At 69.1% G+C, this 12,094-nt stretch carries 15 protein-coding genes; 6 read left to right on the forward strand and 9 right to left on the reverse strand.

Annotated features, from left to right (window positions below; translation table 11 throughout):
- Positions 1-12 precede the first annotated feature (12 nt).
- The 3 genes from ACIGEP_RS14700 to ACIGEP_RS14710 all read right to left on the reverse strand — a co-directional run bounded on the left by ACIGEP_RS14700 (position 13) and on the right by ACIGEP_RS14710 (position 1,674).
- The gene (locus ACIGEP_RS14700) at positions 13-462 is read right to left on the reverse strand and encodes a hypothetical protein (protein ID WP_396662369.1); all 450 of its coding nucleotides are present in this window, start codon (positions 460-462) and stop codon (positions 13-15) included.
- Positions 459-1,331, reverse strand: a complete 873-nt coding sequence (locus ACIGEP_RS14705; protein ID WP_396662370.1) for a hypothetical protein — start codon at positions 1,329-1,331, stop codon at positions 459-461. Before ACIGEP_RS14705 ends, ACIGEP_RS14700 begins: the two co-directional genes overlap by 4 nt.
- A gap of 136 nt (positions 1,332-1,467) precedes the next feature.
- The gene (locus ACIGEP_RS14710) at positions 1,468-1,674 is read right to left on the reverse strand and encodes a hypothetical protein (RefSeq protein WP_396662371.1); all 207 of its coding nucleotides are present in this window, start codon (positions 1,672-1,674) and stop codon (positions 1,468-1,470) included.
- Positions 1,675-1,691: 17 nt separating this feature from the next.
- Here ACIGEP_RS14710 and ACIGEP_RS14715 point away from each other — a divergent pair, with 17 nt between their 5' ends.
- The 3 genes from ACIGEP_RS14715 (at position 1,692) to ACIGEP_RS14725 (ending at position 2,924) form a co-directional block, all read left to right on the forward strand.
- Positions 1,692-1,994 carry a helix-turn-helix domain-containing protein gene (locus ACIGEP_RS14715; RefSeq protein ID WP_396662372.1) on the forward strand — a complete coding sequence of 101 codons (303 nt, stop codon included), beginning with the start codon at positions 1,692-1,694 and terminating at the stop codon, positions 1,992-1,994.
- 241 nt (positions 1,995-2,235) lie between these two features.
- Positions 2,236-2,484 carry a hypothetical protein gene (locus ACIGEP_RS14720; protein WP_396662373.1) on the forward strand — a complete coding sequence of 83 codons (249 nt, stop codon included), beginning with the start codon at positions 2,236-2,238 and terminating at the stop codon, positions 2,482-2,484.
- Complete coding sequence (locus tag ACIGEP_RS14725) at positions 2,481-2,924, forward strand: BLUF domain-containing protein (protein ID WP_396662374.1); 444 nt, start codon at positions 2,481-2,483, stop codon at positions 2,922-2,924. The genes ACIGEP_RS14720 and ACIGEP_RS14725 overlap by 4 nt, the downstream gene beginning before the upstream one ends.
- A 56-nt stretch (positions 2,925-2,980) precedes the next feature.
- Here the strand turns inward: ACIGEP_RS14725 and ACIGEP_RS14730 are convergent, their stop codons facing one another.
- Together ACIGEP_RS14730 and ACIGEP_RS14735 are read right to left on the reverse strand one after the other, a co-directional pair.
- Positions 2,981-4,108 carry a Gfo/Idh/MocA family protein gene (locus ACIGEP_RS14730; RefSeq protein ID WP_396662375.1) on the reverse strand — a complete coding sequence of 376 codons (1,128 nt, stop codon included), beginning with the start codon at positions 4,106-4,108 and terminating at the stop codon, positions 2,981-2,983.
- Positions 4,105-4,929, reverse strand: coding sequence for a sugar phosphate isomerase/epimerase family protein (locus ACIGEP_RS14735; protein ID WP_396662376.1), 825 nt, complete (start codon positions 4,927-4,929; stop codon positions 4,105-4,107). Before ACIGEP_RS14735 ends, ACIGEP_RS14730 begins: the two co-directional genes overlap by 4 nt.
- 110 nt (positions 4,930-5,039) lie before the next feature.
- On the opposite strand from ACIGEP_RS14735, the gene ACIGEP_RS14740 reads away from it, so the two are divergent.
- A complete protein-coding gene (locus tag ACIGEP_RS14740; protein ID WP_396662377.1) occupies positions 5,040-5,639 on the forward strand; it encodes a TetR/AcrR family transcriptional regulator in 600 nt (199 codons plus the stop codon).
- Complete coding sequence (locus ACIGEP_RS14745; RefSeq protein ID WP_396662378.1) at positions 5,636-6,835, forward strand: multidrug effflux MFS transporter; 1,200 nt, start codon at positions 5,636-5,638, stop codon at positions 6,833-6,835. The genes ACIGEP_RS14740 and ACIGEP_RS14745 overlap by 4 nt, the downstream gene beginning before the upstream one ends.
- A gap of 9 nt (positions 6,836-6,844) precedes the next feature.
- Here the strand turns inward: ACIGEP_RS14745 and ACIGEP_RS14750 are convergent, their stop codons facing one another.
- From ACIGEP_RS14750 to ACIGEP_RS14760, 3 genes are all read right to left on the reverse strand, one after another.
- Positions 6,845-8,218 (reverse strand): FAD-dependent oxidoreductase, encoded by a 1,374-nt coding sequence (locus ACIGEP_RS14750; protein WP_396662379.1) that lies wholly within the window; start codon positions 8,216-8,218, stop codon positions 6,845-6,847.
- Between the two features lie 61 nt (positions 8,219-8,279).
- Positions 8,280-9,341 (reverse strand): polyprenyl synthetase family protein, encoded by a 1,062-nt coding sequence (locus ACIGEP_RS14755; RefSeq protein WP_396662380.1) that lies wholly within the window; start codon positions 9,339-9,341, stop codon positions 8,280-8,282.
- Between the two features lie 23 nt (positions 9,342-9,364).
- Complete coding sequence (locus ACIGEP_RS14760; RefSeq protein ID WP_396662381.1) at positions 9,365-10,111, reverse strand: demethylmenaquinone methyltransferase; 747 nt, start codon at positions 10,109-10,111, stop codon at positions 9,365-9,367.
- A gap of 79 nt (positions 10,112-10,190) precedes the next feature.
- On the opposite strand from ACIGEP_RS14760, the gene ACIGEP_RS14765 reads away from it, so the two are divergent.
- Positions 10,191-11,435: an isochorismate synthase MenF gene (locus ACIGEP_RS14765; RefSeq protein WP_396662382.1), complete on the forward strand. Its 1,245-nt coding sequence runs from the start codon at positions 10,191-10,193 to the stop codon at positions 11,433-11,435.
- Positions 11,436-11,447: 12 nt separating this feature from the next.
- Here ACIGEP_RS14765 and ACIGEP_RS14770 read toward each other — a convergent pair whose 3' ends face one another.
- Entirely contained in the window at positions 11,448-12,092 is a 645-nt protein-coding gene (locus ACIGEP_RS14770) for an alpha/beta hydrolase (RefSeq protein WP_396662384.1), read from the reverse strand.
- Positions 12,093-12,094 lie beyond the last annotated feature (2 nt).

Below are 12,094 nucleotides of genomic sequence, written 5' to 3' on the forward strand. Positions count from 1 at the left end.
CTGAGTATCAACTCACGAGCCGGGAACCCAGATCGCAAGGATCGCCCAGATCGCTCCGCTGATAACCAGCGCCCAACCGATCGACTCGACGAAATCTTTGTCCGCGCCGACTAGCAACGCCTGGGCCCGAGGCCGCTGTTGCTCGTTGCTCGTGTGGGTCAAATCGAGTTCGACCTTCGGCTCGCGAGTAGCGATGGCGATGACTTGGAAAACCGATCCAAACAAGACGAAGCCGGCCACGACCGTGTCCTGCTCTCTCCCGTCCGGTGCCCACCAAACTGCGGCGCCAATAGTCAGCAGGAGTGCAACGAGCCCACCACCTCCACTCCACAGCACGACCTTCCGCCGCGGGCGATCCTGAGGGTGCCGCTGATGGTAGGCGATCCCGAGCCCGAACAGCAGGAAGAAGAGTGCGACGTACGCGATGATCGCCCAGCCGGCGAGATTTAGAATCACCGTCATTTCTCCTGCAGCCGCCGCACAACGTCAGTTGAGAACCATTGCACAAGAGTGGCGGCCAGCTGGACGTGTCCACGGGCTTGCTGCGCGTCAGCTTCGGCGGCTGCGTTCGGCTGAGGATGGCGACCCGTCTGGGCCACGATGAGTGTGTCGAGCATCCCGAGAAGCATCGCGAGATGATCGGGCTTGGAGTCGTCTCGCAAAGCGAAAGCCAGACCCCAACCTCGCTGGGATTCGAGGGCGCTCCGAATCTGACCGAGCTTGTACATCTTTGCAGCGGGGGTCACCTTGGGGCCGGCGGCGCTCTCGACGGCGAGAATCGACTCCGCCATCACGACGTTCACGTTGGGGCTCGCCAGCTGTGCCTCACTCCACGCTCTCACGAGATGAACGCCGGCCTCGATATGACTCGTCGCCGCAGACTCGGCCGCTTGCGGAACGCCGTCCACGGACCGGTGGCCGAGTCGGTAGACCCCGTCGAGTTCAACCACTTGAACGGCTGAGGCGTTCAAATCCATATGCGTGCCCAACGTTACGACCTCGTGCGGCTGAGGCGTCGCCACCCTGTAGGTAGAAAGCATCAGGTCGGTCAGTCGCAGGAGCCCTTTGTCGCGGCCGTACTTTTCCATGACCTTCGTGATGACGTGAACCGGTTCCGGTTCGTGCTGGAAACTGGGGAACCCGAGGGAGAACTGGAGTGCGGACTCGATGTGGTGGACAACGCGCGATGGAACGTAGCTGTATCCCTCCCCCAATTCAGCCTTGAGCCACACAAGGAGAGGCGCCACAAGCGTCGCTGGGATCTGCTCCCGTACTAGTCGGCGCTCGGCGTATTCCTCGTCATCTGCATCCCAAGGTCTGAACACCTGCACGGCAGCAACACTAGGAGCGTCTGCGCGGATCAAAGAGCTTCGACACGATCACACCACTTGTATCCACTCTTGTAGGCCGGCGGTGATGAGAGTGACGAGAACCCAGCCCGGCACGTTCCACTGTTTGAACCTGTTCCTAGGGCGTGTCTCGCTCCGGCAGGTTGGCGACGTATCGATCTAGCTCGGCCTTGGAGAACTTCACACGCTTACCGTCACCGACGGGTATCAGCTTCCCCGTCGCGCGCAGCTCATCGACCTCGCGGAGCGACATCGACAGATAGTAGGCCGTCAACTCGCGTGTCATCAGGGCCGGCGGGAACTCTATTCTCAGCACGCTAGACATGCCTGTAGCTTCACACCATGGCGAACGAGCAGCACGAGGCCGCGGTCGACACTAAGGAGATGGCTCGGATCCTCGGTGTCTCCGTGGTCACCGTTTCGCGGATGGTGCGAGATGGGGAGATCCCCGCTATCAAGGTCGGCGAGCGGTTCCGCTTCTTCCCCTCGCGGGTAATCGCACACCTAGAAGCGAAAGCAGCCGAGCCCGAGGATCTCTGGGCTCTGCCATCCGGGAACCTCGCCAGATCAGCGGGAGCGGTGAAGGCCGCCGAGACTCGACGGATACTTGCCGCGGAGCGAGCCAAACAATCCGACAAGACATAGTCCGAGTCCGCTCTGAGTCCGCGGAAATGCCTGCGAGTGCGCTGAACCACCAACACACGACGAACACATGCCCGCGAGATTCCGGGCCAGCCAACGGATGTCAATCACACCCGATACGCGGGGTGCGATTCGTCAACTACCGCTGAGCACCGCGGTCGCGCGGTGGGGTTGTCAAGCCCGCGCGACCGACTCGCGCCTCACCTACCGTGGCAGGTCAGCACCACGATCAAGCGAGGACCCTGTGCCGAACCAGCACCACACCCCCGGAACGGTCTGGGCGCGCGTCGAAGACGGCTTCCACGTCGGTAGCCGGGGCGGCAACTTCCTGGGCTACATCGAGCAGCGGACGGACGGACGCTACGTCGCGTTCGACATGCGCTCGGCAGTCGTGGGCACCTTCACCGACCTCGTCGCCGCGATGCGCATCCTCTCGGCGCCGACTGAGGCCCCCGCGGCATCCGGCATCTTCACCATCAGGGAGAACCGATGACCGACTCCCCTGCCGTCTTCTCCGTCGTCTACTCGAGCATGGCGACGGCGCCGCTCGACGACGCCGCGTTGCGCGAGCTTCTGACGCAGAGCCGCTCCTCGAACGCCGAGCGCGACGTGACGGGCATGCTGCTGTATCGGGGCGGCCGCTTCATCCAGATCCTCGAAGGGCCGGAGCAGGCTGTCCGCGACACGATGGGCAAGATCGAACGCGACCCCCGACACGACCGCCTGCGGGTCCTGATCGACGAGTTCATCGAGGAGCGCAACTTCGCCGAATGGACCATGGGGTACGAGCCGATCGACGTACCCGGCAGCGCCGCACCGGAGGGGTTCCGTGACACGTTCGACGACCTCGAAGCCCACGGCGACCCCTCGGCCACCCTGCGCGCCGCGCGGGAGCTGAGCTTCTGGTTCCGCGTCCGGTCGACGCAGCGCTGACCGCGCGACGACGGCCCGGACCCCTGAGGGATCCGGGCCGTCGTCGTGTCAGCGGGTCAGAGCGTGCTGGCGAAGGGGTCGAAATCGACCGGCACCGGCGGGACCGGCGCGACCGTGCTGTCGATCTCGAGATACTGGCCGGTCTCGGCCGAGTCCTGCGCCGAGAGCAGCACGTCGAGCACGTGGAACCCGAGCTCACCGGTCGCGACGTGCGGCCGGTCCTCGGCTACCGCGCGCACCATGTCGAGCACACCGAGGCCGCGGCCGACGACCGTGCCCTGCTGCTCGACGTCGATCCACTCCTGCTCGGTCTTCATGCCGTCGCGGAAGACGCCCAGCGGCTTCACGTAACGGGTCGGGCCGTCGAACCGGTTGGGGTCGGGCAGCACGATCGAGCCCTCGGTGCCGTGGATCTCGACGACGCCGTGACGCTCGAGTGCCGAGTCGAAGCTCAGCAGGTGCGTGCCGTGCTGGCCACCCTCGAACGTCGAGAGCACCTGCACCGACGAGGGCACCTCGACGGGGAAGGTCTCGCCGGCGCGGGGCCCGGTGTGGATGTGACGCTCCGTGCGAAAGCGCGATCCGCGCGCGGCGACGCCGGCGATCGGGCCGAGCAGGCTGACGAGGGCCGAGAAGTAATACGGACCCATGTCGAGGAGCGGTCCCGCGCCCTTGGCGAACAGGAAGGCTGGCTCGGGATGCCACAGGTCCGGCCCCTGCGTCTGGAACGCGGTCTGCACGAACAGGGGGGTCCCGATGACACCTTCGGCGATCGCACGCTTCGCGCTCTGGAAGCCCGGCCCGAGGATCGTGTCGGGAGCGGAGCCGATGCGCACACCCGCGGCATCCGCGTCTTTCAGCAGCTGTCGCGCACCCTCCCGGTCGAGGCCCAGGGGCTTCTCGGTCCACACGTGCTTGCCGGCGGCGACCGCCTGCGACGACACCGCGATGTGCGACTCGGGGATCGTGAGGTTGACGACGAGCTCGACCTCGGGGTTGGCGAGGACATCCTCGAGAGTGCCCCACGACGGCACTCCGTGCTCCTCGGCCTTCGCCTTCGCCCGCTCGGGGATGATGTCGCCGATCGCGACGACCTTCACGTCGGGGAACGACGTCAGGTTCTCGAGGTAGGTCTGGCTGATGACACCGGCACCGACGATGCCGACTCCGACGGGACCGGTCATGCGATGAAACCGCCGTCCTTCAGGAAGGCGTAGGAGGCGGCGATGTCCTCGAACACGTCACCGGGTGCCTTGTCGTACTCGATGACGGCGTACTTGATGCCCGTTCCGGCATTCAGCGACTCGGCGAGCGGCACGGCGCCGGTCCCGGCACGCAGCTGCTCGAGAGAGTCGGAGCCGAAGCTCTCGGACCCGGGCGCCCACGGGTTGGATGCCGGGACGATGCCGTCCTTGACGTGCACCGCGACGAGGCGGTCGCCGAGGCTCTTCACCAGTGCAGGCACGTCCTGCCCGCCGGTGAGCGCCCAGAACAGGTCGAGCTCGATCTCGACGCGGTCGTCGGTGAGCTCGAGGAAGCGCTCGTAGGCGGTCTGCCCGCCGAACGACTTCACGAACTCCTGCGCGTGGTTGTGGTAGCCGACGGTCATGCCGAATCCGGCGGCGGTCTCGACGAGGCGGTTCAGCCGCTCGGCGATGTCGGCGACGCCCTCCTCGGTGAACCAGCGCTCGGCGGGGACGAACGGGTCGATGACCGTCGTCATTCCGATCTTGGCGGCCGCCTCGAAGACGACCTCGGGCGCGGGCGTGGGGATCGATCCGTCCGGCGTCCAGAGCTCGTCGGACAGCAGCGGCGCGTGGCCGGTGGGCGAGGCGAGACCGCTGGCGTCGAGCGCCGCGCGGATCTCGTCGGGGCGCCGCACGAAGTCGAACGCCTCCACGTTGCGCAGGCCGATCGCAGCCAGCTTGTCGAGCGATCCGGACATGTCCTCGCTGAACTCTTTGGCGAGCGTGTAGAGCTGGACAGAGGCGAGTGGCAGAGCCATGGGCCTTCCTTCGTACGTCGTTGTCGGATGCCGCGGGGCGGCGTGGCCACGACGATAGCAGAAATAACCTCCAGTTGGAGGTTTTGCGCCGACGGCCCTACTCTGTCCCCATGAGCGAGGACGACGACGCCGTCATCGGCCGCAGCGGACTGCGGCCGAAGGGGGTCGCCCGACGCCAGGAGATCCTCGATCGTGCGATCGAGGTCTTCCGCGAACGCGGTGCGAGCGGCACGTCGCTGCGCAAGATCGCCGAATCGATCGGGGTGTCGCACGCGGCCCTCCTCCACTACTTCGATTCCCGCGAGCAGTTGCTCGTCGCGGTCTACAAGCACGCCGAGGACAGCCGCGTCGACTCCCCCCACCTCCGCCCCGGCATCGACACCATGATCGAGGCGGCCATAAAGAACGTCGAGGTCCCCGGCCTCGTCACGCTGTACTCCACGCTCCTGGCCGCTTCGCTCGAGGGCGACTCCGGTGTGGGTCGGGACTTCTTCACGGCACGCTTCACCGGGCTCCGGGCGACGATGACCGACAGCCTGAAGCAGCAGCAGGCCGAGGGCGTCGTGCGGGGCGACGTCTCGGCCGAGCACCTCGCGTCGCTGCTCATCGCGGCCTCCGACGGTCTGCAGATCCAATGGCTGCTCGACCCTGCCGTCGGACTCGAGTCGACCCTCCGCACGCTCGGCGCGCTGCTGCGCCCGCAGGCATGACCCCGCCCCGGCTCACCCGCGGACTCGTCGTCGTCCTCGGCTTCCTGTCGGCGGTCGGTCCGTTCGCGATCGACATGTACCTCGCGTCGCTGCCGCAGATCTCGCGCGAGCTCGACGCGGCGCCCGCGACGGTGCAGCTGACCCTGACGGCGTTCCTGCTCGGCCTCGGCGTCGGCCAGCTGCTGCTCGGTCCGCTCTCGGACATGTGGGGCCGACGTCGCGTCCTGCTGCTCGCGACGAGCGCGTTCACCCTCACGAGCGTCGCCCTCATCGCGGCGCCCACCATCGAGGTGTTCATCGGCCTGCGGCTGCTGCAGGGACTGTCGGGCGCGGCGGGCGTCGTGATCGCGCGCGCCATCGCCGTCGACCTCAGCACCGGGCGCACCGCCGTCCGCGCACTCAGCCTCATCGCCACGGTGGGCGGCCTCGGCCCTCTCGTCGCCCCTCCCATCGGCGGTCTCGTCGCATCCTTCTCGGGCTGGCGCGGCGTCCTCACCGCCCTCGCGGTCATCGCCGTCCTGATGCTCCTGCTCGCCTGGCTCGTCGTCCCGGAGTCCCTTCCCCGCGAACTCCGGCACACCGGCGGGCTCGGCGCGATGCGCTCCTCGTTCGCGCACTTCCTGAGAGACCGGACCTACCTCGGGTACACCGGCGCCTACGTCTCGGGGTTCGCCGGCCTGTTCGCCTACGTCGCGGCATCCCCGTTCGTCGGTCAGGTCATCCTCGGGATGCCGCCCTTCCTCTACGGTCTGGGGTTCGCCGGCGGTGGCGTCGCGCTGCTGGTCGCGAACCTCATCAACGCGACGTACGCGCCGCGCGTCGGGCCCGAGCGGATGCTGATGGTCGGCGCGTCGCTCGGCGTGGTCTCCGCGACGGTCATGACCGTGTCGGCGGCCACCGGCATCCTGTCAATCCCGCTCTTCCTCGGGTGCGCGTTCACGACGATGGGTGCGGCAGGGCTCACCTTCGGCAACGCGAATGCACTCGCGCTCGCGCGCGCGAATGCGAGCAACCGCGGTGCGGGAGCTGCGCTGATGGGCGCCTGCCAGTTCGCGACCGGCGCGCTGGTCACACCCGTCGTCGGCCTCTGGGGCGAGGACACCGCGGTTCCGATGGCGTGCGTCATGCTCGCCGGCGCCGTGATCAGCCTGACGCTCGGGCTGTCCTCCAACCGCGCCGCGCACCGCTCGGCGTGACCCGCGAGCTCACTCGCCGCGCGAGACCCGCACCATCTCGTCGCGGTCGACGACCTTGACGCGCTCGCGTCCGTGCGGCGCACCGAGAGCGACCTCGTGCTCGTCGAGCCGGTGCCAGCCGTCGAGGTCGGTCCACGCGACCTGACGCTCGGCGAGCAGCGAGATGATCGCCTCGTCAGACGAGTCCTCGGGGTTCCACCACGAGGCCTGGTCGTTGATGAGGTGACGGATCGTCTCCATCGCGTCGGACTTCGTGTGCCCGATGAGGCCGACCGGTCCGCGCTTGATCCAGCCGGTCGCGTACACACCGGGGACCCGCTCGTTCGAGCCCTTCTTCAGCACCTGACCCTCGTGGTTCGGGATGACGCCGTGGCGCTTGTCGAACGGGACATCGGGCAGAGGCGAGCCGAAGTAGCCCACCGCGCGGTAGACCTGGCCGACCGGGACCTCGCGGAGCTCGCCCGTGCCCTCGACCCCGCCGGAGCCGTCGGGACGCGTGCGCTCGGTGACGATCGCCGCGACCCGGCCGTCGGCATCCTTCTTGATCTCCACCGGACGCGCCCAGAAGTGCAGGTGCAGCCGGCGGCTCGCCTCGCCGCCGGCGTTGTTGACGCTCGGCCGCTGACGCCACGACTGCAGCACACGGTCGATGACCATGACCTGCTTGTTCGAGGCGATCGCCGCCTTCGAGGCCTCGTCGTAGTCGAAGTCCTCGTCGTAGACGACCATGTCGACGTCGCGCAGCTCGCCGAGCTCGCGCAGCTCGAGCGGGGTGAACTTCACCTGCGCGGGGCCGCGTCGACCGAACACGTGCACGTCGGTGACGGGCGAATCCTTCAGACCCTCGTACACGTTCGCGGGGATCTCGGTGGGCAGCAGGTCGTCGGCGTGCTTGGCGAGCACGCGCGCGACGTCGAGCGCGACGTTGCCGTTGCCGAGGACGGCGACGGATTTCGCCTCCAGCGGCCACTCCCGCGGGAAGTCGGGGTGCCCGTCGTACCAGCTGACGAAGTCGGCCGCGCCGTACGACCCCTCGGCGTCGATGCCCGGGATGTCGAGGTCGGCGTCCTTGATCGCGCCGGTTGCGAAGATGACCGCGTTGTAATGCTTCTTCAGGTCGGCGAGGGTGATGTCGACACCGAACCGGACGTTGCCGAAGATGCGGATGTCGCCACGGTCGAGCACGTCGCGCAGGGCGTTGATGATGCCCTTGATGCGCGGGTGATCGGGGGCGACGCCGTAGCGGACCAGGCCGTACGGCGCCGGGAGGTGGTCGAAGAGGTCGATCGAGACGTCGAACTTGCGCTCCGCCTTGAGGAGGATGTCCGCCGCGTAGATGCCGGCGGGTCCTGCGCCGACGATGGCCAGCCGAAGCTTGGTCATGGGTGTCCTTTCCGAGAGCCCGCGCACGGGCGTGACGAAGAAGCGGCGATTCCGCCGGTGATCAGCTGGAGCGGTCGACGACGACCTGCGCGAAGCGGGTCAGCGCCTCGCGGACGAGACCGTCCGGCAGGGGCGCGAGGGCAGCCACGGCGCGGTCGGACCATTCGTGCGCGAGCCGCCGCGTCGCCTCGGTCGCGGGGTGTTCGCGCAGCTGGGCGAGCGGACGGTCGAGGATCGCAGGGTCGGCACCGTCCGAGATGCGCGCGACGCCCTCGTCGATCGTGACCTTGAGCGCCTGCGAGGCCGGATCGGTCGCTCGCCCGAGGAGCAGGTAGGGCATCGTGGGCACACCCGCGCGCAGATCGGTGCCGGGGACCTTGCCGGTCTCCTGTGCGTCGGCGGACAGGTCGATGACGTCGTCGAGCAGCTGGAAGGCGACGCCCACGCGCTCACCGAACTCGCGCACGGGGGCGGCGTACTCGTCGGACGCATCGGAGAACACGACACCGGTCTCGGCGGCGGCGGCGATGAGGGAGCCCGTCTTGTCGCTGAGCACCTGGAGGTAGAAGTCGACGGGATCGTCACCCGGCTGGGCGCCCACGGTCTCGTGCATCTGACCGAGCACGAGTCGCTCGAAGGTGTCGGCCTGCAGGCGGATGGCGCGCTCTCCCACCTGCGCCATCAGCTGGCTCGCACGCGAGAACAGCAGGTCACCGGTGAGGATGGCGACGCTGTTGCCCCAGACGGCGTGCGCGCTCGGCACGCCGCGGCGGCGGTCGGCCTCGTCCATGACGTCGTCGTGGTACAGCGAGCCGAGGTGCGTCATCTCGAGCGCGGTCGCGCCCGCGAGGACGTCGTCGGTCACCCCCGAGCCGAGCTGCGCGGTGAGGATGGCCAGCATCGGCCGCATCCGCTTGCCGCCCGCCTCGTAGAGGTAGCGCGATGTGACATCGGCGAGCGAGTCCCCGACCTTCAGTTCGCCGGCGAGGCGGGCTTCGACGAGGTCGAGACCCTTTTCGACCGTGGCGAGGAGATTCCGCATGCGCGGTCCCACGAAGATGCGCTCGGTGACACCGAGACGGCTCGCGATCTGCGAGCCCGGAGTACCGGGACGGGGGGTCATGCCTCCAGCGTACCCGTCGCGCTCTACGCCCGGCCCGGGGTGACGGGCTTGCGCGCGCGGTGCAGGGCGACGATGCCGAAGCTCAGGTCGCGCCACGCGACCTGCTCCCACCCCGCGGTGCGGATGCGGCCGGCGAGGGTCTGCTGGTCGGGCCAGTCGCGGATCGACTCGTTGAGGTAGTCGTACGCGTCGGCGTTCGAGCTGAACGCGCGCGCCACGACGGGCAGGACGCGGTCGTTGTAGAAGCGGTAGAGCCCGCGCATGAGCGCTGCCGGCGGGTGCGAGAACTCGCAGATGACGAGGGTGCCGCCAGGCTTGGTGACGCGGAGCATCTCGCGCAGGGCCTTCTCGGGATCGTTGACGTTGCGCAGGCCGAACGAGATCGTGACGGTGTCGAACTCCTCGTCGTCGAAGGGCAGCGCCGTCGCGTCGGCCTCAACGAACGAGAGGTTCGGGATGCCGCCGTGCCGCCGCTCACCCTCCGCGATCATCCCCGCCGAGAAGTCGCCCGCGACGACCTCGGCACCCGAACGGGCGAGCGAGACCGAGCTCGCGCCGGTGCCCGCGGCGAGGTCGAGGATGCGCTGCCCGCGTCGCGGCGCGATGGCGCGCGTCGTCGCGATGCGCCACAGCTTGTCGTTGCCGAGACTGAGGATCGTGTTGGTGCGGTCGTAGCCCGCGGCGACCTCGTCGAACATGCCGCTGACGCGCGCGGGATCCTTGCCGAGGTCCGCGCGGGTGGACGGGGTGCGGGAGGGCTGTTCGGTCACGTGTCGAGCCTAATCGTGGCGGGATAGCGCGGACCCGTGCGCGAGGCCGACGCGGCCACCGCCGGATTAGGCTGAGACGGTGACCTCGTCTGCGCTCAGCGCCCCCCGACTGCGGTCCGTCACCCGCCGGATCGAGCCGGTCGAGGACCCCCTCTCCTACGCTTCGCCCGATGACCCGACCGTCTGGTCGCGACGCGGCGACATGCTCGTCGGCTGGGGTCGCGCCGCCGAACTGCCGGCGGGTGCGTCCGCCGTCGCCTGGTGGCGGGCGGTGTCCGAGGTCGCCGAGGTCGACGACAAGGTGCGGATGCCGGGGTCCGGGCTCGTCGCGTTCGGCGCGCTGCCGTTCGACCCGGCCCACAGCTCGTCGCGCGCGACGCTGACGGTGCCGAAGATGGTCATCGGCCGTCGCGGCGACACGAGCTGGGTGACGCACGTGTTCACCGACGGCGAGCCCGAGCGCCCCGAGCCGCAGTCCATCCCGTTCGGTCCGCACTGGTCGGCGATCGTGGGACCGGGCGCCTGCACACCCGACGGCTATCAGACCGAGGTGCGGGCGGGTCTCGCCGCGATCGCGTCGGGTGAGGTCGCGAAGGTCGTGCTGGCGCGGGACCTCGTCGGCTCGGTGCCCGCCGGCTCCGATCTGCGACGACTCGTGCGCGCCCTCGCGTCGGCCTACCCCGACACCTGGACCTTCGCCGTCGACGGCGCGATCGGGGCGAGCCCCGAGACGCTGGTCACGGTGTCGGGCGGCACGGTGACGGCGCGTGTCCTGGCCGGCACCGCCGCGCGGGGCGCCGACGCCGACGCGGACACCGCGGCATCCGTCGCCCTGGCCACCAGCGCGAAGGATCTCGACGAGCACCGGTACGCCGTGCAGAGCGTGCTCACTTCGCTGCGGGCGCACACGACCGCGCTGGTCGCCGAACCCGAGCCGTTCATGCTGAAGCTGCCGAACGTGTGGCACCTCGCGACGGACGTCGAGGGCACCCTGTCAGGGCATGCATCCGCACTCGGTCTGGTCGAGGTCCTGCACCCGACGGCGGCTGTGGCGGGGACCCCGACGTCGGCCGCGCTCGAGGTCATCCGGCGGGTCGAGCCGTTCGACCGCGGACGTTACGCGGGCCCGGTCGGCTGGATCGACGCGAACGGCGACGGCGAATGGGCGATCGTGCTGCGCTGCGCGCAGTTCGACGTGCACGGCGACGGCGACATCGCGCTCACCGCCCACGCCGGCGCGGGCATCGTCGCGGGGAGCGACCCGGAGACCGAGATGCTCGAGACCCGCGTGAAGTTCCGTCCCATCGTCGACGCGCTCGCCTGAGCACGGGACGGGTCATTCTCCCGCGAGGAACGCCTCGACCGCCGCGGCGAACTCGGGGTGGTCCTGCGGACGGTGACCGTGCCCCGGCAGGGTCAGGCGGCGCGCTCCGTGACGCTCGAGGACGTCCGCGATCCCGTCGTACTCGGCGTTCCAGCCGCCTGTGACGACGAGAGTCGGGCTGCCGCGCAGCGTCGCGGCGTCCACGCCGAATCCCCACGGCGGGCGCCGCGCGGCGAAGAGTTCGACCCCCGGTCGCTCAGACTCCCAGCGCGCACGGTCGGCAGGCCCTCCGAACATCAGCGGGCGCACGATGGACCAGTAGCCGAAGAGGTCGCCGGCGTCGGCGACGGTTCTCGCGCGGGAGATCTCAGTGATGTGAGCCTCAATCGCCGGCTGACCGCGAGCGATGTCGTACAGCGCCGGCTCGACGAGGACGAGCGCACGGGGCGACAGCCGGGCCGCCTGGAGCGCGACCGGGACGGCGGCCGCGGAATGGGCGAACACGACAGCGCCCCGCGGCGTGGCATCCGCCAACGTGAGGGAGAGCTCATCCAGCGGGCGGGTGAGATCGAGAGGCAGGTGCTCCGCGTCGGACTGCGCCGAAGACGGCCACGCGGACACCCCGTCGCGGTCGGTGCTGTGAACGTACAGTCGCACGG

Source organism: Microbacterium sp. NPDC077663, from assembly GCF_044542795.1.
Lineage (GTDB): Bacteria > Actinomycetota > Actinomycetes > Actinomycetales > Microbacteriaceae > Microbacterium.

Excerpts from the sequence above, each read along its gene's own strand:
- ACIGEP_RS14700 (WP_396662369.1), bottom strand. The coding sequence starts at position 462 with ATGACGGTGATTCTAAATCTCGCCGGCTGGGCGATCATCGCGTACGTC.
- ACIGEP_RS14710 (WP_396662371.1), bottom strand. The coding sequence starts at position 1,674 with ATGTCTAGCGTGCTGAGAATAGAGTTCCCGCCGGCCCTGATGACACGC.
- ACIGEP_RS14715 (WP_396662372.1), top strand. The coding sequence starts at position 1,692 with ATGGCGAACGAGCAGCACGAGGCCGCGGTCGACACTAAGGAGATGGCT.
- ACIGEP_RS14725 (WP_396662374.1), top strand. The coding sequence starts at position 2,481 with ATGACCGACTCCCCTGCCGTCTTCTCCGTCGTCTACTCGAGCATGGCG.
- ACIGEP_RS14730 (WP_396662375.1), bottom strand. The coding sequence starts at position 4,108 with ATGACCGGTCCCGTCGGAGTCGGCATCGTCGGTGCCGGTGTCATCAGC.
- ACIGEP_RS14735 (WP_396662376.1), bottom strand. The coding sequence starts at position 4,929 with ATGGCTCTGCCACTCGCCTCTGTCCAGCTCTACACGCTCGCCAAAGAG.
- ACIGEP_RS14740 (WP_396662377.1), top strand. The coding sequence starts at position 5,040 with ATGAGCGAGGACGACGACGCCGTCATCGGCCGCAGCGGACTGCGGCCG.
- ACIGEP_RS14745 (WP_396662378.1), top strand. The coding sequence starts at position 5,636 with ATGACCCCGCCCCGGCTCACCCGCGGACTCGTCGTCGTCCTCGGCTTC.
- ACIGEP_RS14750 (WP_396662379.1), bottom strand. The coding sequence starts at position 8,218 with ATGACCAAGCTTCGGCTGGCCATCGTCGGCGCAGGACCCGCCGGCATC.
- ACIGEP_RS14755 (WP_396662380.1), bottom strand. The coding sequence starts at position 9,341 with ATGACCCCCCGTCCCGGTACTCCGGGCTCGCAGATCGCGAGCCGTCTC.